Source organism: Nocardia sp. NBC_00403, from assembly GCF_036046055.1.
In the GTDB taxonomy this organism is placed as follows: domain Bacteria; phylum Actinomycetota; class Actinomycetes; order Mycobacteriales; family Mycobacteriaceae; genus Nocardia.
On record NZ_CP107939.1, the window covers coordinates 8,390,406 to 8,410,237 of the forward strand.

The 19,832-nt window shown below is 66.7% G+C and carries 21 protein-coding genes; 12 read left to right on the plus strand and 9 right to left on the minus strand.

From position 1 onward, the window contains the following. Positions 1-245: 245 nt before the first annotated feature. Positions 246-1,196, plus strand: coding sequence for a LysR substrate-binding domain-containing protein (locus tag OHQ90_RS37745; RefSeq protein WP_328405937.1), 951 nt, complete (start codon positions 246-248; stop codon positions 1,194-1,196). Here OHQ90_RS37745 and OHQ90_RS37750 read toward each other — a convergent pair. Then, positions 1,148-2,050, minus strand: coding sequence for a serine hydrolase (locus OHQ90_RS37750; RefSeq protein ID WP_328405939.1), 903 nt, complete (start codon positions 2,048-2,050; stop codon positions 1,148-1,150). The two genes, OHQ90_RS37745 and OHQ90_RS37750, sit on opposite strands and share 49 nt — an antisense overlap. Positions 2,051-2,194: 144 nt before the next feature. Here OHQ90_RS37750 and OHQ90_RS37755 point away from each other — a divergent pair, with 144 nt between their 5' ends. Further along, a complete protein-coding gene (locus OHQ90_RS37755) occupies positions 2,195-2,755 on the plus strand; it encodes a GyrI-like domain-containing protein (protein ID WP_328405941.1) in 561 nt (186 codons plus the stop codon). A 20-nt stretch (positions 2,756-2,775) separates the two neighbouring features. Here OHQ90_RS37755 and OHQ90_RS37760 read toward each other — a convergent pair whose 3' ends face one another. The 3 genes from OHQ90_RS37760 to mca form a co-directional block, all read right to left on the minus strand. Continuing rightward, positions 2,776-3,339, minus strand: a complete 564-nt coding sequence (locus OHQ90_RS37760; RefSeq protein WP_328405943.1) for a TIGR03086 family metal-binding protein — start codon at positions 3,337-3,339, stop codon at positions 2,776-2,778. 535 nt (positions 3,340-3,874) lie between these two features. Then, positions 3,875-4,156 (minus strand): hypothetical protein, encoded by a 282-nt coding sequence (locus OHQ90_RS37765; protein ID WP_328405945.1) that lies wholly within the window; start codon positions 4,154-4,156, stop codon positions 3,875-3,877. Next, on the minus strand, positions 4,156-5,034 hold the full coding sequence (gene mca, locus OHQ90_RS37770) for a mycothiol conjugate amidase Mca (RefSeq protein ID WP_328405947.1): 879 nt from the start codon (positions 5,032-5,034) through the stop codon (positions 4,156-4,158). Before mca ends, OHQ90_RS37765 begins: the two co-directional genes overlap by 1 nt. A gap of 105 nt (positions 5,035-5,139) precedes the next feature. Here mca and OHQ90_RS37775 point away from each other — a divergent pair, with 105 nt between their 5' ends. Further along, positions 5,140-5,595 carry a DUF4307 domain-containing protein gene (locus OHQ90_RS37775; RefSeq protein ID WP_328405949.1) on the plus strand — a complete coding sequence of 152 codons (456 nt, stop codon included), beginning with the start codon at positions 5,140-5,142 and terminating at the stop codon, positions 5,593-5,595. Positions 5,596-5,901: 306 nt separating this feature from the next. Next, positions 5,902-6,396, plus strand: coding sequence for a transcription elongation factor GreA (gene greA / locus OHQ90_RS37780; protein ID WP_328405951.1), 495 nt, complete (start codon positions 5,902-5,904; stop codon positions 6,394-6,396). Positions 6,397-6,511: 115 nt separating this feature from the next. Here greA and OHQ90_RS37785 read toward each other — a convergent pair whose 3' ends face one another. Then, positions 6,512-7,657 (minus strand): cystathionine gamma-synthase, encoded by a 1,146-nt coding sequence (locus OHQ90_RS37785; RefSeq protein ID WP_328405953.1) that lies wholly within the window; start codon positions 7,655-7,657, stop codon positions 6,512-6,514. A 194-nt stretch (positions 7,658-7,851) separates the two neighbouring features. On the opposite strand from OHQ90_RS37785, the gene OHQ90_RS37790 reads away from it, so the two are divergent. Next, positions 7,852-9,027, plus strand: a complete 1,176-nt coding sequence (locus tag OHQ90_RS37790) for an acyl-CoA dehydrogenase family protein (protein ID WP_328405955.1) — start codon at positions 7,852-7,854, stop codon at positions 9,025-9,027. A 176-nt stretch (positions 9,028-9,203) separates the two neighbouring features. Here the strand turns inward: OHQ90_RS37790 and OHQ90_RS37795 are convergent, their stop codons facing one another. After that, a complete protein-coding gene (locus tag OHQ90_RS37795; RefSeq protein WP_328405957.1) occupies positions 9,204-10,094 on the minus strand; it encodes a mechanosensitive ion channel family protein in 891 nt (296 codons plus the stop codon). 314 nt (positions 10,095-10,408) lie between these two features. Between OHQ90_RS37795 and OHQ90_RS37800 the strand changes: the two genes are divergently transcribed. From OHQ90_RS37800 to OHQ90_RS37810, 3 genes are read left to right on the plus strand one after another with little or no spacing between them, the layout of a single operon-like run. After that, positions 10,409-11,023, plus strand: a complete 615-nt coding sequence (locus OHQ90_RS37800) for a TetR/AcrR family transcriptional regulator (protein ID WP_328405959.1) — start codon at positions 10,409-10,411, stop codon at positions 11,021-11,023. Positions 11,024-11,041: 18 nt separating this feature from the next. Beyond that, the gene (locus tag OHQ90_RS37805) at positions 11,042-11,812 is read left to right on the plus strand and encodes a maleylpyruvate isomerase family mycothiol-dependent enzyme (protein ID WP_328405961.1); all 771 of its coding nucleotides are present in this window, start codon (positions 11,042-11,044) and stop codon (positions 11,810-11,812) included. A gap of 30 nt (positions 11,813-11,842) precedes the next feature. Further along, positions 11,843-12,637, plus strand: coding sequence for an MBL fold metallo-hydrolase (locus OHQ90_RS37810; RefSeq protein WP_328405963.1), 795 nt, complete (start codon positions 11,843-11,845; stop codon positions 12,635-12,637). A 111-nt stretch (positions 12,638-12,748) separates the two neighbouring features. Here the strand turns inward: OHQ90_RS37810 and OHQ90_RS37815 are convergent, their stop codons facing one another. Next, positions 12,749-14,140: a cystathionine beta-synthase gene (locus OHQ90_RS37815; RefSeq protein ID WP_328405965.1), complete on the minus strand. Its 1,392-nt coding sequence runs from the start codon at positions 14,138-14,140 to the stop codon at positions 12,749-12,751. Between the two features lie 176 nt (positions 14,141-14,316). Between OHQ90_RS37815 and OHQ90_RS37820 the strand changes: the two genes are divergently transcribed. From OHQ90_RS37820 to OHQ90_RS37835, 4 genes are all read left to right on the plus strand, one after another. After that, positions 14,317-14,778, plus strand: coding sequence for a hypothetical protein (locus tag OHQ90_RS37820; protein WP_328405967.1), 462 nt, complete (start codon positions 14,317-14,319; stop codon positions 14,776-14,778). A 63-nt stretch (positions 14,779-14,841) separates the two neighbouring features. Further along, positions 14,842-15,729, plus strand: a complete 888-nt coding sequence (locus OHQ90_RS37825) for an SGNH/GDSL hydrolase family protein (RefSeq protein ID WP_328405970.1) — start codon at positions 14,842-14,844, stop codon at positions 15,727-15,729. Positions 15,730-15,803: 74 nt separating this feature from the next. After that, positions 15,804-17,024: an acetyl-CoA C-acetyltransferase gene (locus OHQ90_RS37830; RefSeq protein ID WP_328405972.1), complete on the plus strand. Its 1,221-nt coding sequence runs from the start codon at positions 15,804-15,806 to the stop codon at positions 17,022-17,024. A 174-nt stretch (positions 17,025-17,198) separates the two neighbouring features. Then, positions 17,199-17,546, plus strand: a complete 348-nt coding sequence (locus OHQ90_RS37835) for a DoxX family protein (RefSeq protein ID WP_328405974.1) — start codon at positions 17,199-17,201, stop codon at positions 17,544-17,546. 74 nt (positions 17,547-17,620) lie between these two features. Here OHQ90_RS37835 and OHQ90_RS37840 read toward each other — a convergent pair whose 3' ends face one another. Together OHQ90_RS37840 and OHQ90_RS37845 are read right to left on the minus strand one after the other, a co-directional pair. Continuing rightward, entirely contained in the window at positions 17,621-18,475 is an 855-nt protein-coding gene (locus OHQ90_RS37840) for a Bax inhibitor-1/YccA family protein (RefSeq protein ID WP_328405976.1), read from the minus strand. A 146-nt stretch (positions 18,476-18,621) separates the two neighbouring features. Further along, positions 18,622-19,770, minus strand: coding sequence for a class I SAM-dependent methyltransferase (locus tag OHQ90_RS37845; protein ID WP_328405978.1), 1,149 nt, complete (start codon positions 19,768-19,770; stop codon positions 18,622-18,624). Positions 19,771-19,832: the final 62 nt, after the last annotated feature.

Below are 19,832 nucleotides of genomic sequence, written 5' to 3' on the forward strand. Positions count from 1 at the left end.
CGATCGGAACCGACTCCTCAGCGTGCACCAGGTGAATTCCAGCCATGCTGCCAGACAACAACTCCCGGCCCTATCGGTCAGATGCCCCCAGTTCGCGTATAGGAGACACGCTCTAGGCAGCCGTGGCGCGTTCGCGTTGGTCGCCGCGGCCTCGACGCTGACGAACTCGTTCGCTCCGGGGAGTGTGCCGCCCCTTGCGAGCGAGCTGATCGCAATACCGATATCGAAACCGATATCGTCGCAGCGTGGATCCCCTGCGCCAACTGCGGTATTTCATCGTCGTCGCCGAAGAACTGCATTTCGGACGCGCGGCGGAGCGCCTCGGCATCGCCCAGCCACCGCTGAGTCAGCGGATCCGCAAACTCGAGGCCGACCTCGGTGCGCGACTGTTCGATCGCGACAGTCGCCGGGTAGCGCTCACCGAGGCCGGGCAGATTCTGCTTGCCGAGTCCCGCGATCTGCTCGCGCGCTGGGAGCGGACGACAGCGCTCGTCGGCAAAGCGCATCGGGGCGAGATCGACGCCTTACGCGTCGGGGTGCCGCCCGAGCTGGCCGGGCGGGTGCTTGCCGCGGTGCTGACCGCATTCGAGAGCCGTGACATCCGGGTCGACCTGCAGGAACTGTCCACCGCCGAGCAGGTCCGATTGCTGGCCGACCGGCAACTCGACGCCGGTCTGTTGCAGCATCCGGTCGACATGATCGGCCTGGAAACGGGACCAGCGGTGGACACGCCGCTGGGCGTGGTTTTGCCGCGGGATTCACCGCTGGCCGTGCGTTCCTCACTCACCCTCGCCGACCTGGCCGGGCATGGACTGGTGATCTTTCCGAGAGCCGCGGCGCCCGGGCTGTACGACGCGACGCTGCGCACCTGCTGGGACCACGGTTTCCGGCCGACGTCGGTGCAGCACGCCCGCAATCCCGAGTTCGTACTCGGCATGGTGCTTTCCGGCCGCGGCGTGGCCTTCGACCAGGGCATGGTCGCGCAAAAGGAGCCGCGGGTGGTCTGGCGCCCCTTGCCGGAAGGAACATTGAGCTGGCGACTGTCGCTGGCATGGCCCGCTACGGCACCGCATCCGCTGGTGCGTGAGCTCGCCGAGCTGGTCGCGAATGTGGTGCAGGGTGACGGAGCTTCCCGCCCCGCACCTGTTCAGGAAATACCGCAGCGTCCATGGAATGTGGTGTACGGCAGGCCGTGAACAATGTTTTCGATCGCGTGCTTCGCCGCCGCGCCGATCGCACGGTCCACCTCGGGTAACCGCTGTTCGAGGGTGTCGGCCCTGGTAAAAACCGCCACGGCGTAGCGACTTCCGCCGGGATATTCCACGACGCCGATCTCATTGCGAACGCCGGGCAGTGTGCCGGTCTTGGCCCAGAGTCGCACCTCGGGCGGAAACGCCGCGGCGAGGCGGTGCCAGTTGACCTGTTGACGCATGAGATCGCGCACCCATCGGCAGGTCTCGGCGGTGCCTGCCCGATCCGCGCCGATGAGCGTGAGCAGCTCGGTCATTTCGCGCGGCGTGCTCGCGGTGGTCCGAAGCGGATCCAGGGCGCGGGTGCCGAGGACCTCGGCGGCACTCAGCGCGGGAAACCGTGCGGCGAAGTCGATCGGGTCGCGGGCTCCGATGTCCTCGGCCATGGTCTGCACGATGTGCCGTGGCGACCCGACGATCCGAGTGCCGGTGAGTCCGAGCTCGCGCACGAGCGAGCGCACATTGTCGAGGCCGATCCGATCGAACAGCAGATCGGCCGCGGTGTTGTCGCTGAGCGCGAGGGCGAAGAACGCGGCATCGCGCAAGCTCAACTCGACATCGTCCACGCATCCCGCCGTGCCGACGCCGCCGAGCCGGTCCCGTGCGGCAGCACGCACCCGATCGGCCGGGTCCAGCTGACCCGCGGCGACCTGGCGGGCGAACTCCAACACCAACGGCACCTTGACCACCGACGCCAGCACCACCGGCTCGTCGGCGCCCAGGCCCACCGCACCGCCGCAGTCGAAACACCTGGCGTGCACCCAGCCTCGTACACCGACCTTCCGGAAGAACTCGTCCACGACAGCCAGCATTCACGGTGGGCTCGGCCACGGGGCAACCCGCCCGCACCATTCGAACGACGCGCCGAACCCGCGTCTTGACTCTCCCGTCGTTGGAGGGTCCACGCTGGCCACGAACAGGCAATTCGACAGGAGGACCCGCTGGTGAAGATCGATCTGGCCAAGACCGACAAGCACTATTACGACGCGTCACGAGATCCGGCTCTGCGCACGTTCGACGCCTACAACTACGTGACGGTCACCGGTTGCGGCGCACCCGCGAGCCCGGCATACACCGACGCCGTCGCGGCGTTGTATCGCGCCGCCTACGGCGCCAAGAAGCTCGCCAAGGCCGCGGCCCAGGATTTCGTGGTACCAAAACTGGAGGGCCAGTGGTGGGTGGAATCGGACGAGCCGCCGCTGTCGGTGCCGCGCGAGCAGTGGCACTGGAAGTTGCTGATCCGCATGCCCGAGGTCGTCACCGCGGGCATGGTGACCGGTGCGAACTTCGAAGCACTGACCGAGGGCGAGGCGATTCAGGTGATGCACGTCGGCCCCTATGCGACCGAACCCGAGACCCTGGCCCGCATGGAGGCGTTCATGACCGCGGAAGGGCTGGCGATGAACGGCCTCCATCACGAGATCTACCTCTCCGATCCACGCAAGTCGGCAGGCGCGACCACCAAAACCATCCTGCGCCACCCGGTTCGCCGCGTCGGCGACTGACCGGGGCTACCGCGGCGTGCTCACCACGTCCGGCCGACGTAGCCGAGTAGCCGTCGATGGGCGGGGGCGTCGGCGGCTACGGCGACCTCGTTGTCGAACATCCCCGGCTTGCGGAAGCCGTCGATGCCGCCCATCGCCTGCATGGTGGCGAGCAATTCGGCGCACAACTCGTCGTCCGCGAGATCCGGCCGCTGCACGCCGAGCGCGAGGTCGACGCCGTGCACCACCAGTTCGGTGAGGTGGACCGTCGCCGCGGCCCGGCCCGGCAGGTCACCCAGCGAGAGGTGCACCGTCCCCGTCAGTGCGTCCGGGCGATGCCATGCGGCACGATCCACCTCCGCGGCCGCGGCGTAAGCGCCCTGTGGATCGATGCCGAGCCAGTCGTCTTCGCGCTCGGCGCCCGCATCCGTACCGCTCAGCGCGGCGGCGAACAGGTGTATGCCGCCGACGACATGATTCAGCACCTCGCGCACATCCCAATCCTGGCACGGGGTCGGCGCGACGAGCCGGTCGTCGTCCACCGTGGCGACGATCGCCCCCGTCATGTCCAGGGCGCGGTCGATCTGGTCGATCACAGAATCCATCGTCTTCCTTCGGTCGGCGGGGTTCGCTTGAATGAGTAGCACACCGGGCCGACATCCAAACCGCGACCAGCACAGACGGGCGCGTCGAAAACCCCATCGCCGCGACCGAATTCGAATCGCCGAGGCCGGGTACCCCGCGATATCTCGGTCAGCCGACGGGACCTGCCCGGTCCGCTACCGACGGCCGATCATCGCCCTGAGGCGCAGCGCCTCCGGCAGTGGCTTCGGATCGCGCTGCGCTGGTGCGCGCAACGCCCATATCAGCCAGCGCGACAGGACTATCCGAGCACCGGGTAGTTGGCCCGAATCACGCCGTGCGGGTCACGGGCCCGCTTGATTTCGCCGAGGCGAGCCGGTATCGACTCATCGAAGGCGGCCAACTTCGGAAACGAGTCGCGCGGCCGCCGATCCACACCGGATGCACTGCTCGGGTGTGGTGGCTCGTGCCGCGACTACTTCAATGACGAAGTAGAACCTGCGAATGTCACAACGGCCGCCCGCTCGGTGCGGACGGCCGTTGTGACAGGCGGAAGCCTCAGGTTTTGTCGGCCTTGCCGTCGGGCTCGGCGATCTCGGTGGCATCCTCGGACACCCGCCGGGTGATACCGGGCTCGGTGCCCTCGTCGGCCTCCTGATCCGGCTCGGGATGCTCCGGCTCGAAGGTCGGGGGCAGATTCTTCAGATGCCGGTTCATCGAACGCACCAGCAGCACCGTGCCTGCGAGCAGGATCAGGATGATGACCAGCCCGAGCGGCGACGCCTTACCGAACTCTGGCCCGGTCGGGGTGCCAGGAGACTGCGCGAGCAGGGCGAGCATCACAGATCCTCGATGCCTGCGAACAGGTCGTTCTCGGGGATCGCGGTGCGCACCTTCGTCTTGGCCAGCTCGAATTCCTCGGTGGGCCACACCCGTTGCTGCATCTCCAGCGGAATCGCGAAGAAAGCGCCGTTCGGGTCGATCTGGGTGGCGTGTGCGCGCAGCGCGTCGTCACGCTGTGGGAAGTATTTGGCGCATTCGATCTGCGTGGTGACCCGCGACATCACATCACCGCGCTCGACGGCGTACTTACGAATCCGATCCAGCCACTCCTGCATCGGGAACGGTTCGCCGATCCGCTCGAACTCCGCGGCGAACGCCTCCATCCGCTGCAGGCTGAACCCGTGGTCGTAGTACAGCTTCAGCGGCGTCCACGGCTCGCCGGCATCGGGGAACCGCTCCGGGTCACCCGCGGCCTCGAACGCGGCTATCGAGACGTCGTGGCACCGGATGTGATCCGGATGCGGGTAGCCGCCGGTCTCGTCGTAGGTCGTCATCACATGCGGCCGGAACTCCCGCACCACCCGAACCAGCGCCTCGGTGGCTTCTTCCAGCGGAACGAGCGCGAAGCAGCCCTCCGGCAGCGGCGGCAGCGGATCGCCCTCGGGCAGACCCGAATCGACGAATCCCAGCCAGGTCTGACGCACCCCGAGCGCGGCGGCCGCCGCGGCCATCTCCTCGCGCCTGACCTCCTCGATCCGGTCGAGCACGCCGGGGATGTCCATCGCGGGATTGAGGATACTGCCGCGTTCGCCGCCGGTCAGCGTGACGACGAGGACCTCGTTTCCTTCGTCGGCATAGCGTGCGGTCGTCGCGGCACCCTTGCTCGATTCGTCGTCAGGGTGGGCATGGACCGCCATGAGGCGAAGGCCACTCACGTCTCGTTCACCTCATCGCTCTCGCTCGCGGCTGCTTGGGCTTCGTTCCCTATAGTTCCATTCGACAGACTTTTGTTCCGACGTACCCCCCGGGAGCGACCACTCATGACCGAGCCTGCGCCGGAATCCGCCGGTGGCGATGCGGCCATCGAACGGCGCGCCGACCGCTACGGCACCGCGCCGCGCCGCAGACCGCGCTGGATTCCACCGGTTCTGGGCGGGGTCGTCGTGCTGCTCGGGTTGGGTGTCGCCTACCTCGGATGGCAGAAATACGGCCCCGAGGACATCGAGGCCGAGCAGCTCGGCTACGTCGTCGTGGACGACTCGACGCTGACCGTCCGGATGAAGATCACCCGCAACGATCCGCAGCAGCCGGTGGTGTGTTTCGTGCGGGCCATGGACAAGGACGGCACCGAGGTCGGCCGCCGCGAAGTCCTGGTGGAGCCGTCCGACAGCGGCACGATCGAGCTGTCCACGACCGTGCGGTCATCTTCGCGTGCCTCCGCGGGCAGCATCTACGCCTGCAGTGATCAGGTCCCTGAGTACCTTCGCGCGGGCTGACTACCTTCGAACGGCTGATCTATACCCCAGCCACGGCAAAACAAACTCCGACCTGCATGTTTATGATTCATGCTAAAATAGCCTGATACACGGTTCCGGGGCTCGGAGCCGTGTTTGCTGCATTGGCGGCCAGCGCTGTCGGTTCCGGATTTTCGTATTTGCCCGGAGCAGAGGCCTGTCGGGGTTCGAAGAACTTCCCCAGGATGGCACTAGCCGTCGGCTGGTGCGTGCCCGCCCCCTGTGGGCACTGCAGCGGTTATCAGGGAATCCCGGCCTGCCGGGAACAACTACTAGGGAGTGATCGAGATGACTGAGACGCAAGTGACTTGGCTGACCCCGGAGTCGCACGACAGGCTCAAGGGTGAGCTCGACGCGCTCATTGCCAATCGTCCCGTCATCGCTGCCGAGATCAATGAACGCCGTGAAGAGGGCGACCTCAAGGAGAACGGTGGATACCACGCCGCTCGTGAGGAGCAGGGCCAGCAGGAGGCGCGCATCCGCCAGCTGCAGGAACTGCTGAACAATGCCAAGGTCGGCGTCGCACCGACGAAGGCAGGCGTCGCGCTCCCGGGCTCGGTCGTCAAGGTCTACTACGACGGCGACGAGTCCGACACCGAGACCTTCCTGATCGCGACCCGCGAAGAGGGTCTGAACGACTCCAAACTGGAGACCTACTCGCCCGCCTCGCCGCTCGGCGGCGCGTTGATCGACGCCAAGGTCGGCGAGACCCGTGAGTACACGCTGCCCAACGGCAACACCATGAAGGTGACGCTGGTCAGCGCGGAGCCCTACCACAGCTGACGCACCCGGCCGAGGCATTGCGCCCGGCCTCCTCGGACAGAGGAACCACGCTCTCCCCCGAACGCAAGCGGCCGCACCCGATTCCGGATGCGGCCGCTTCGTCATGTCCGATACCTCAGCCGGCGAGTGCCTGCTCGACATCGGCGATCAGGTCGCTGATGTCTTCGATGCCGACCGAAAGCCGCACCAGATCGGCGGGCACCTCGAGATCGGAGCCCTCGGTGGATGCGTGTGTCATCGCGGCGGGGTGCTCGATCAGCGATTCCACGCCGCCGAGCGATTCGGCCAGGGTGAAAATCTTGGTCCGCGAGCAGAAGTCGCGCGCCGCGTCCGGGCCGCCGTGCAGCCGCACCGAGATCATGCCGCCGAAGCGCTTCATCTGCTTGTCGGCGATGAAGTGGCCGGGATGCTCGGCCAGCCCGGGGTAGATGACCTGTGAGATCGCAGGGTGCCTGGTGAGGAACTCGGCGATGGCCTCCGCGTTATCGCAGTGCCGATCCATCCGCAACGCGAGGGTCTTGGTGCCACGCAGGGTAAGGAAGGCGTCGAACGGGCCTGGCACCGCGCCCGCACCGTTCTGCAGGAAGGCAAATGCCGCGTCGAGCTCCGGGTCGTTGGTGATCAGCGCGCCACCGACCACGTCGGAGTGCCCGCCGAGGTACTTGGTGGTCGAATGCGTGACGATGTCGGCGCCGAGCAGCAGTGGCTGCTGCAAGTACGGCGTCGCGAAGGTGTTGTCTACCACCAGTTTCGCGCCCGCCGTGTGCGCGACCTCGGCCAGTGCGGGGATGTCGCCGATGCTGAGCAGCGGGTTGGTCGGGGTCTCGATCCAGACCAGTTTGGTGTTCGGACGGATCGCGGCGCGCATCTCGTCGACGTTGAACACGTGGGCGGGCGAGTGCTCGATGCCCCACTGGCTGAACACCTTGTCGATCAGCCGGAAGGTGCCGCCGTAGGCGTCGTCGGGAATCACGATGTGGTCGCCGGGCCGCAGCGTGGCGCGCAGCGCACAGTCGGTCGCGGCCATGCCGGAGGCGAATGCCCGTCCGAAGCGGCCCGATTCGAGCGCGGCGAGGTTGGCCTCGAGCACGGTCCTGGTCGGGTTGCCGGTCCTGGCGTACTCGTAGCCGTCGCGCAGCCCGCCCACCCCGTCCTGGGCAAACGTCGAACTCGCGAAGATGGGCACGTTCACCGCACCGGTCCGCGGATCGGGATCGAATCCGGCGTGCACGGCCCGTGTAGAGAATCCCAACTCACTCATGGCCCCAGCCTAGATGGCGGTGAATTATGGGCAACTGGCTGGTGCGACCTCTTACTGCGTATACCGGGCCGTCTGTTCCCCGCCGCCCCTCGGCCATCGGCAGCAGGCGGCCGCGGACAGTGTCCCGGAGCCTTGTGACGGGCGGTCGGAGTGAGGCCGGTCTCGGTGCCGCCGATCCGAATTAGGCTGAGGCCATGGTGACTGTCGAAGAACTGTTCGCGATCGATGCCCTGCTATCCGACGAGGAGCGTGAGATCCGGAATACCGTCGCGGCCTTCGCGAACCGACGGCTGCGACCGCATATCGCGGACTGGTTCGAATCGGGCACCTTTCCGGCCCGTGAGATCGCCCCTGAGCTGGGCAAGCTCGGGTTGCTCGGCATGCATCTGGACGGTTACGGGTGCGCGGGGATGTCGGCGACCACCTACGGGCTCGCCTGCCAGGAGCTCGAGGCGGTGGACTCGGGGGTGCGCAGCATGGTGTCGGTGCAGGGGTCACTGGCGATGACGGCGATCCATAAGTTCGGATCCGAGGAGCAGAAGCAGCAGTGGCTGCCCGAGATGGCGGCGGGCCGCGCGCTCGGCTGTTTCGGGCTCACCGAACCCGATTTCGGCTCCAACCCCGGTGGCATGCGGACCCGCGCCAAGCGCGACGGCGCCGACTGGGTGCTCAATGGATCGAAGATGTGGATCACCAACGGATCGGTGGCCGATGTCGCGGTGGTCTGGGCCCAGACCGAGGACGAGGGCAAGCAGGTGGTTCGCGGATTCCTGGTACCTGCGGGCACGCCCGGGTTCACCGCGCGGGAGATGCATCGCAAGCTGTCGCTGCGCGCCTCGATCACCGCGGAACTGGACTTCAGCGATGTCCGGCTGCCCGCCGATGCCTTGCTGCCGCAGTCACGCGGGCTGAGCTCCCCGCTGGCCTGCCTGAGCGAGGCCCGTTTCGGCATCATCTTCGGTGCGCTCGGCGCGGCCCGCGACTGCCTGGCCGCGACCATCGAATACGCGAGGACCAGAGAAGTCTTCGACAAGCCACTGGCCGCCTACCAGTTGACCCAGGCGAAGCTGGCGGACATGGCGCTGGAGTTCGGCAAGGGCCAGCTGCTCGCGCTGCATCTGGGTCGGTTGAAAGACCAGGGTGTGGTGCGCCAGGAGCAGATCAGCGCGGGCAAGCTGAACAGCACACGGGAGGCCATCGCGATTGCCCGCGAATGCCGCACCATTCTGGGCGCCAACGGCATCACGCTGGACTATCCGGTGTTGCGTCATGCGAACAACCTGGAGTCGGTGCTCACCTATGAGGGCACCGCGGAGGTCCACCAACTCGTGCTCGGCAAAGCGCTGACCGACGCGAATGCGTTTCGCTGAGAATTGAAATTGCCACGGATGTGCTGACGCAAGTCGGCTCAGGCATTCGACTCTGCGACCAGCCGAGCGATTTCGCGAGGACATAATCCGGTCCGTGGCGCACCGTCCCATGACGCACGTCCGCCGCGAACCGGATCGGCCCGCGGCGGACATCGCACCTACTCGGTGTCGGCTGCCTATCGCATATCGCGCGGATCGCCGTACTGCGAATAGCCGCCCTGCGGATATCCGCCGTTCGAATACCCACCCTGCGAATACCCACCCGAATACGACCCGTCCGACGCCTCCGGCCGCCACTGCTGTCCACGGGCGGCCTGCTGATCCATCCACAGCTGCTCGCGCGACGCATCCTCTCGGCCACGGTTATACGCCTCCGCATGCCCTTTCACCGCGGACATCTCCGCTTCGAGGTTGCTGAGCCAGCTGTCCCAGCGCCGCTGCATCGGACGGACCATGCCGCCGCCCACGCCGACCACCAGAATGCCGCCGATGGTGGCGAGGACAGTAATCAGAATCGGCATCGTGACCGAGGTCGCCACCCCGATCTGATTCAGTGCCGCAACGATGCCGACACCCCAGATGAACATCGCGGCGAACCAGCCGAGCGTCGGGCCATAGGACAGGCCGCCGAGCATGTTCGTGACGATGTCACGAACGGCGTGCGCGATCGCCGCCGCGATCACCACGATGACGATCGCAACCGCGGCCTTCGGCAGCCAGGAGACGATGCCGTTCAACATATCGCTGACCGGGTTCGGCCCGAATACGCCGAATCCGAGCTGCAGCGCGATAAGCAGGATCGCATAGTAGGCCAGCTTCACCAGTAGATCCGAAGCGTCATAGCGGCTGCGCGACAGTATCTGTTTGATCCCGCCCCGCTCGACGAGCCGGTCGAAGCCGACCCGCTCGAGCACTCGGTTCACGATCGCCGCGACCGCTTTCGCAACGATCCAACCGATGAGCAGGATGACGAGGAATCCGGCCAGCTTGGGGACAAATGTCGCGACGGAACTCCACGCGTCCGAGAAACCTTGCTGGAAATCGATAGCCGAACTGTAGGTGTGCACGGCCCATCCCTTCGCTATCCCGATTGTGTCCCGACGATTTGCCAGGGCAGCTTCCAGGCCGGTTATACCTCGGCGTGAGCATCGGAATCATTGATTTGCGGACAATTTGCCATCCCCGCGGCGGCCTGATGTTCAGCGCTTCGTGCCAGCCCGGACCGTGGCGGCGCTATCGGTGGTTCCGAACCGTCGGGGCCGGGAGGCGATCGCGCACCCAGGGTCATCTGATCGGCCGACGAAGCGCCCCGGCTTCGGCGGCCGATCCGCACGGGTGCGCGCTATTGACATTCGATGTGAACTAGATCACACTCCTAACTGTGTTAGGTGAATCTACTCGCAATAGGCAAGCCGAACGGCGTGAGGCAACTCGGCAGGAGATTCTGGAGGTTGCCTGGGAGTTGGTGCGGGAACACGGCCTCCCGCAGCTGACGCTGCGCGAAGTGGCGAGCCGGGTCGGCATGCGGGCCCCCTCGCTGTACACGCACTTCGCTTCGAAGAACGCCATTTACGACGCGATGTTCGGCCAGGCCTGGCAGGAGTACGAGCGAGTGTCCCAGCGCGCGATCGCGGAGCTGCCCGCCTCGCCTCGGGCACAGATGCGGGTACTGTCCCGAGCCTTCTTCGACTTCGCGGTCGCCGATCTGGCGCGCTACCAGTTGATGAACCAGCGGACCATCCCCGGCTTCGTACCGTCGTCGGAGTCGTATGCGCCGTCCGTCCGGGTAATGCACCAGGGCCTCGAACTACTCGCGAATATCGGCGTCACCGATCGCGGCGATGTCGAGATCTGGTTCGCCCTCCTGGCCGGACTCGTCGATCAGCAGCTGGCCAACGACCCGGGCGGCGACAGCAGACGCAGGCTGCTGGATCGCGCAGTGGATATGTGGGCCGATGGTGTCGGCCTGGCACACGACAGCGGAACAACCGAGTGACAGCGCAAGGAAGCGACCATGACAACGATGAGCACCAGCGAACGGACCGAGCTCCGCCGACCCACGCTCGACCATCCCGAGGCAATGCGGCTGGCGGCAACGGAATACACGCGCATTGCGCAAGCGGTGGCCGGGCTCGCCCCCGATGACTGGGCGAAGCCCACCGAATGCACGGAATGGACTGTGCACCAACTGATTTCGCATGTAGTCGGCATGGCCGCAATGGCGGCCTCCCCGCGAGAGAACTTCCGGCAGAACCGGATCGCGAACAAGCGACCGGGCGGCGAAGCCGAAACGATCGACGCGCTGACCGCACTGCAGGTCCGCGAGTTCGGCGAGCACACGCCTGCGGAGCTCACCGCGCTACTCGCGAAGCTCGGCCCCCTAGCCGCCCGGATGCGCCGCCGCATACCCGGATTCATCCGCCGTCGGCCGATGCCGGGTTCGCAGCTGGTCAACGGCGTCGCCGAAAGATGGAGCCTCGGCTACCCGATCGACATCATCCTGACCCGGGACCCCTGGATGCACCGGATCGACCTGTGCCGGGCCACCGGCCAGGATCTGATGCTCACCACCGACCACGACGGACGCATAGTCGACAACGTCGTTCGCGAATGGGCCCGGCGCCACGGTATGCCCTACCGGTTGACGCTCACCGGACCGGCGGGCGGCGCCTGGTCATCCGCCGACACACCTGATCCGCTCGAACTCGACGCCATCGAGTTCTGCCGGGCACTCTCCGGCCGCGGCGAAGCAACCGGCTTGCTGCGCACCCAGGTCCCGTTCTGATTCGCGCCGACCAACCCTTTCGAGGACGCCATGAACATCCATCAGCTCACCGCCGATGTCACCGCGCTCAGTGACTGCGCCGAGGTGCCCGGTCTCGGGTTCATCCCGGTCAACGCTTTCGTTCTGCACGCCGCCGAGCCGGTCGTCATCGACACCGGTTTGAGCAACTCCGACAAGGACTTCCGCACCGAGCTCGGGCCGGTCATCGACCCCTTCGACGTGCGCTGGATCTGGCTCACCCACCCGGACCGCGATCACACCGGCGGGCTGTGGAGCCTGCTCGACGCCGCACCGCACGCCCGCATCGTCACGACCTTCGCCGGCGTCGGAATCATGTCCTGCGAGTGGACGATTCCGCTCGATCGGGTGTTTCTGCTCAACCCCGGGCAGCAATTGGATGTCGGGGATCGCACACTGATCGGCTTCCGGCCGCCGCTGTTCGACAACCCCGCTACGGTCGGCGTTTTCGATACCAGCTCCGGGGCACTGTTCAGCTCCGACTGTTTCGGCGCGCCATTGCCGAGCGCGGAGATCGCCATGGGCGCCGATGTGCGCGCCGCCGGACCGGAGTTGCCGCAGGCACAGCTGCTGTGGGCCACGGTCGACAGCCCATGGGTACACACCGTCGATCCCGAAAAGTACTCGGCCACTGTGGATCCGATTCGCAAGCTGGATCCGTCCGGCATCTTCAGCACACACCTGCCGCCCGCCATCGGCATGAACGATCACATGTTCGATACGATCTCGGCGGCCCCGACGGCTCCTCCCTTCGTCGGGCCGGATCAGCGGGCGCTGGAAGCGATGCTCACGACATTCGAACCCTGACCATCGGATAACCCTGCTACGCCACCGATCCGGCAGGCCGCGCCGATAGCGGGCCGCGGCGGCCCCGGGATCGCCGGGCCTTCGGATTCAGCCCGGCGATCATGAGGAAAATCAGTGGCCGATGCTGCCCGTGCTCAGGAAGCCGAGGAGGTCGTGGCGGGTAATGACGCCGACGGGCTTGCCTTCCTCCACCACCATGAGCGCGTCGGTGTCCGACAGCGCCTTGGTCGCGGCGGAGATCGGTTCGCCGGAACCGATCAGCGGGAACGACGGGCTCATGTGCTTGGCGACCGGATCCGTCAGGTGTGCGCGGCCTTCGAACACCGCGGAGAGCAGATCGCGTTCGGAGACGCTGCCCGCGACCTCGCCCGCCATCACCGGCGGCTCGGCGCCGACGACCGGCATTTGCGAGACGCCGTATTCGCGCAGGATCTCGATGGCGTCGCGCAGGGTCTCCGACGGGTGCGTGTGCACCAGATCGGGCAGCCCGCCCGACTTGCCGCGCAGCACGTCACCGACCAGCGGCTCGTCGGTGGTGCCATCGAGACGCTCACGCAGGAAGCCGTAGGAGCTCATCCACTCGTCGTTGAAGATCTTGGACAGGTAGCCGCGGCCGCCGTCGGGCAGCAGCACCACGATGAGCGCGTCCGGATCGCGGCGCGCGACCTCGATGGCCGCCACCACCGCCATGCCGCACGAGCCGCCGACGAGCAGTCCCTCCTCGCGGGCGAGCCTGCGGGTCATGTCGAAGGAGTCGGCATCGGAGACCGCGATGATCTCGTCGGGGATGGCCGCGTCGTAGGCGGATGGCCAGAAGTCTTCGCCAACGCCCTCGACCAGGTACGGACGCCCGGTGCCACCGGAGTACACCGAGCCCTCCGGGTCGGCGCCGATGATCTTCACCTTGCCGCCGGAGACCTCCTTGAGGTACCGACCGGTGCCGGTGATGGTGCCGCCGGTGCCGACGCCCGCCACGAAATGGGTGACCTTGCCGTCGGTGTCGCGCCAGATCTCCGGGCCGGTGGTCTCGTAGTGGCTGTCGGGTCCACCGGGGTTGGAATACTGGTCGGGCTTCCATGCGCCGTCGATCTCGCGTACCAGCCGGTCGGAGACGTTGTAGTAGCTGTCCGGATGATCCGGCGGCACGGCGGTCGGGCACACCACGACCTCGGCGCCGTAGGCCCGCAGCACGTTGCGCTTGTCCTCGCTGACCTTGTCCGGGCAGACGAACACACACTTGTAGCCACGCTGCTGGGCGACTAGGGCGAGGCCGACGCCGGTGTTGCCCGAGGTGGGTTCGACGATCGTGCCGCCGGGCTGCAACTGCCCGGATTTCTCGGCGGCCTCGATCATCTTCACCGCGATCCGGTCCTTGGAACTGCCGCCAGGATTCAGGTACTCGATCTTGGCGGCCACCACGCCGGCGTTCGGTCCCACCACAGAGTTCAACCGGACCAGCGGTGTATTACCGATGAGGTCCACGACATGATCCGCGATGCGCATGGCACCCATCGTTGCAGAACCGTCGTCCGGGCAGCCCACCGCCATGTTCTCTACTACCCGGCACCCGGCCGAACACCCTTGGCCCGCACCGCAGAGCCGGTAGATGTGAATTCGGGCACGCCACGTCTGTCGTGACTACCGGCAATCCGTCGCGCCCGCGCCTAGGATCTCTGAGCATGAGGCAGCCGAACATCGCCCGTGCCGCCGCGGTTCTCGCCGGATCGGCGGTGGCCGTGATCGTCGGATCCGGTGCGCAGGCGAACGCGACGACCGTCGAGTTCCCCCAGGTGCCCACGCTGGCCACCGGCGGACTGTGCTGGACGAACGTCAGGACCTGGGTCGAGACCAACCAGCAATGGCCTGGCCGTGCCATATTCAACGTCCGTGCCCTGCCGGTCTCCGGGGTCGGTCCCGGCGCGTACCCGTTCGCGCCGCTGTGCGAGGTCTACACCACCGTCGCTTGGCACAATATGACCACCGGCGCGACGGGCGCTTACAACAACATCGTGGTCACCGGCATCTACGGCAGCATCCAATACTCGCTGTTCCAGGACACCGGCCCCGGCCGTGTCGAGGTCACCGTCACCACCAACAACGTCAGTATCCCGGCCCGCGGCTGGTTCGACGTGCCCGCCTGAGGTCATCGAGTGAACCGCCCGGCGGAATTGTGTCCGCCGCGTGCGTCCGTAAAATTTCTCCCCGTGAGCACACCACGGATCAGCTGGCGTATCGCGGCAGTCACCAGTGCCGCAACCGTGCTGGCCGGTTCCGGCGCGGGGACGGCATCCTGGGCGGCGTATCGCCTGCTCATGGCGCAGGCGGGGGTGGCGAGGGGCGTGATCGGGCGCGACACCTCGAAACCACCGGAGGCCGACGGAATCTACACCGCAGGATGCCTCGTGCCGCAGCCATGGCGAGCCGGTGTGCCCGCGGATCTGCACTTGATGATCTTCGGTGATTCCACCGCAGGCGGCGTCGGCTGTCACAGCGCCGAGGAGGTGCCCGGCGTGCGCATCGCCCGCGGCCTCGCCGAGGCCACCGGACAGCGAATTCGGCTGAGCACCAAGGCGATATCGGGGGCCACCTCCAAAGGACTTGCCGGCCAGGTCGACGCGATGTTCGTGGCGGGGCCGCCGCCGGACGCCGCGGTCATCCTGATCGGCGCCAACGACATCACCAAGAAGCATTCCATCCGGGCTTCAGCACGCAGACTGGCCAGCGCGGTGGCGCGGCTGCGCCGAGCCGACGCCATCGTGGTGGTCGGCACCTGCCCGAATCTCGGCATAGTCACCGCGATTCCGCAGCCGCTGCGGACCGTGGTGCAGAACTGGAGCGCCCGACTGGCTCGGGCCCAGACCGTGGCGACCACCGTCGCGGGCGGGCGCCCGGTGCAGATGGGCAATCTGCTCGCGCCCGAGTTCCGCGCCGCGCCCGAGTTGATGTTCGCCGCCGACGGATTCCACCCTTCGGCGGCGGGCTACGAACTGGCTGCGGCGCTGCTGCTGCCCGCACTGATCGACGCGCTGAACGAGGCGCCCCCCGCTTCCCGCCCAGCAGGACGCGACGTAGATTCGATGAGAACGCACTAGTAACAAACGGTTCGCGGAGTGTGCTCGGACAACGTCTGAACGCCAACACTTACCGTCCCAACAAAGGAGTCCTCATGCCCGAGGCCGTCATCGTTTCGACCGCCCGCTCCCCGATCGGCCGCGCCGCAAAAGGCTCGTTGGTCGATATGCGGCCCGACGATCTGACGACGCAGATCGTGCGCGCGGCGCTCGACAAGGTGCCTGCGCTGGACCCGGCCCAGATCGACGATCTGATCCTCGGCTGCGGTTCGCCCGGCGGTGAGCAGGGCTTCAACCTCGCCCGCATCGTCGCCGTGCAGCTCGGCTACGACTTCGTGCCCGGCACCACCGTGCACCGCTACTGCGCCTCGTCGCTGCAGTCCACCCGGATGGCGTTCCACGCGATCAAGGCCGGCGAGGGTGACGTATTCATCTCCGCGGGTGTGGAGACGGTGTCCCGCTACAAGAACGGCTCCGCCGACAGCTGGCCGAACACGCAGAACTCGCTCTTCGACGAGGCGAGGGCGCGCACCGCGAAGGCCGCCGAGGGCGGCGCGGGCATCTGGCACGACCCGCGCGAAGACGGCCTGATCCCGGACGCCTACATCGCGATGGGCCAGACCGCGGAGAATGTCGCGTCCCTCACCGGCATCACTCGTGAGGACCAGGACCGCTGGGGCGTTCGCTCGCAGAACCGGGCTGAGGCAGCCATCAAGGCCGGTTTCTTCGAGCGCGAGATCACCCCGATCACCCTCCCCGACGGCACAGTCGTTTCCAAGGACGACGGCCCGCGCGCCGGTGTCACCTACGAGGCGGTCAGCCAGCTCAAGCCGGTCTTCCGGCCGGACGGCAGCATTACCGCCGGTAACTGCTGCCCGCTCAACGACGGCGCCGCCGCGCTGGTCATCATGAGCGACACCAAGGCCAAGGAACTCGGCCTGACCCCGCTGGCGCGCATCGTGTCCACCGGTGTCTCCGGCCTTTCCCCCGAGATCATGGGCCTCGGCCCGATCGAGGCCATCAAGCGCGCCCTGGCGCTGGCAGGCAAGACGGTCGATGACATCGACCTGTTCGAGATCAACGAGGCGTTCGCGGTGCAGGTGCTCGGCTCTGCCCGCGAGCTGAAGATCGACGAGGACAAGCTGAACGTCTCCGGCGGCGCGATCGCGCTCGGCCACCCGTTCGGCATGACCGGCGCCCGCATCACCACCACGCTGCTCAACAACCTCCAGACCTACGACAAGCAGTTCGGCGTGGAGTCCATGTGCGTCGGCGGCGGCCAGGGCATGGCAATGGTTATCGAGCGCCTCAGCTAGTTACGTCAATCGAACGGCTCCCTGTCCGGCGGACAGGGAGCCGTTCGGCGTTTCACGCCCACGGCACCCGATCAGGCCGGATGCGGGTTCAGCTTGTCGATGTCACACTTCCCGACCGGGTTCCGTCTTCTAAGCAAACACATAGGTGAACAACCCACCAAGGAGCCCCCTCCCATGCACACCGCCTACGTCATCGTCACTGTCCTCGCCGCCGCCTGGGTCGGCTTCTCCGGCTTCTCGCTGCTGCGGCGCGCCAAGTTCGTGGTGGACCCGCTGGTCGAATACGGCGTCCCCGAGTCGTGGTGGACCTGGCTCGGCCTCGCCAAGACCGCGGGCGCGATCGGCCTGGTCGCCGGCCTGTGGATCCCCGTCATCGGCTATGCCGCCGCGGTCGGCATCGTGCTCTATTTCGCGGGTGCGATCATCACCAACATCCGCGCCCGTGCCTACTCCAGCATCCCCTTCCCGCTGCTGTACATGGTTCCGGTCATCGTCGCGGTGGGGCTGGGCGCCGCCGCCTGATGGCGACCGACCGTCGCCGCAACGACAAACGGCTCCCCATCCGAGATCGGATGGGGAGCCGTTGCTTGTCAGGGTCAGTCGTTGTTGAAGTAACTCAGCAGGCGCAGGATCTCGACGTAGAGCCAGACCAGGGTGACGGTCAGGCCGAGCGCGACGCCCCAGGCCGCCTTCTCCGGCGCCTGTGCGCGGATCAGCTGATCGGCGGCGTCGAAGTCGAGCAGGAAGCTGAATGCCGCGATCGCGATGACGACGAGGCTGAACACGATGGCCAGCGGGCCGCCGTCACGCAGGCCCAGGCCGCCGTCGACGAAGTAGCTGGCGACCGCGTTGCCGAGCGCCAAGACGAGCACGCCGATCATGGCGCCGATGACCATCCTGGTGAAGCGCGGGGTGACTCTGATCGCGCCGGTCTTGTAGACCACGAGCATGCCCGCGAACACACCGAAGGTGCCGAGCACGGCCTGCGCGATCATGGCACTGCCGCCGACCCCACCGAACTCGATATTCGTGAACATGAACGACAGCGCGCCGACGAACAGACCCTCGAACACCGCGTAGGACAACACGATGACCGGGTTGTCCATCTTGCGCGCGAAGGTAGCGACCAGCACCAGCACCAGGCCGACGAGGCCACCGCCGATGACGAACAGCGGCGCGAGCGAGTTGTTCGCGTTGGTCAGGCCGTAGGAGATGATCGCCGAAAGTGCGAGCACGCCGAGCGTGACCGCGGTCTTGGTCACCACATCGTCGATGGTCATCGCGCGCGTGGCGGGGGCCTGCTGATACGGCTGCTGATACGGCTGGCCGTACTGGTTACCGAACTGCTGACCCAGCTGGCCCGCGCCAGTCATCCCTGACCCGAAGTTGGCATAGCCACCGCCCTCTTGCCGAGGGAGATTTCTGAAAACCGGATTGCTTGTCGTGCGCACCGTGAATGCCTTTCTGGAGTCGTGGCCCACGCTCGCCGTGGCCGTTGGTCACTCGATATCCAACTACCCGTCCAACGTGTGTCGGCTGTGCCGAGTTCCCGGAGCCAGGCTCCAGCAACTCACCGAGACGGACAATTCGGACTCTACTATCGATGCGCGTCGTGCAGCCCACGCACCGACCGCGTCACCGTGAACTTTCGATTGCGACCGATCACTTCGGTCTGCCCGACCATCCGCTCGATCACCCCTCGATAATTCAGGTGCGAGTTGAAGACGGTCCAGAGCTCACCGCCGGGACGCAGCACTCGGCCGGTCTCGGTGAACATCTTGATCGCCGAGCCGGTGTGCACGGCCGCGCCGACATGGAACGGCGGATTGCACAGCACCAGATCGGCGCTGTTGTCGGCGGCCGAGGACATCGCGTCATCGCGCACCACCGTCACTCGGTCGGCGACGCCGTTGGCTTCGGCAGTCGCCCGCGCCGAGGCCACCGCCGCGGCCGACTGATCGGTGCCGAGGACGGTGATGCCCGGTCGCGCCTTCGCCAGTGTGACCGCGAGGATTCCGGTGCCGCAGCCGAGGTCGATGGCGTCGCGGGCGTCGGGCTTCATCCACTTCAGGTGCTGCAGCAGGAACCTGGTTCCGATGTCGAGGCGGGCCCCGGAGAAGGCAGCGCCGTGTGCGACGACATCGATGTCGAGATCGTCGATCCGCTCTCGCACCGGGAACGGCAGCTCACCAACCGGTTTCGGCCCCGCGACTAGCAGGGTGCGCGACTTCTGCCTGCCGCGACTGGCGCGCACGTCCGAAAAGGACTCGGCGAGTAGGTCGTTCATCGATGTGGTGAGGTATTTGTCGCGACCACCCGCGAACACCTGGACCTTCGGGTCGGCGTAGCGCGCGATGGCGTCAGCGACCTCGGCGAGCCCGGCGAGGACCCGCGGCAGCCGCAGCAACACCACCTGCACGTTCGCGAGCAGGCTGTCGGTGAGTGGCTGCGCGCTGTAGCGATCCGCGAGTCCGAGCGCGCGGGCGTTGTTGGCCAGCGCCAGCTCGCCGGTGAGCAGGTCCTGATGCACCCGGACATCGCGCAGGTCGTGCCCGGCGATCGCACCGAGGGTGAGCGCACCGTAATTGTCGCCGATAACGGCTATTCTCCCGCTACCAGCCGCGGCGATCGCGTCGTCGGCGACATCGAGGATCAGCCGATCGGCGGCATCCACGGCGTAGAGGTTCTGAGCCTCCACATCCGGATACCGCCGCAGTCGGCCAAGTACTTCCTCGACAGTTCCCACACGTCAAGTGTGCTAGATCGTTGCCGCGCGGTATCGTCGGGGCCGGAAAAACAACCGAGCTA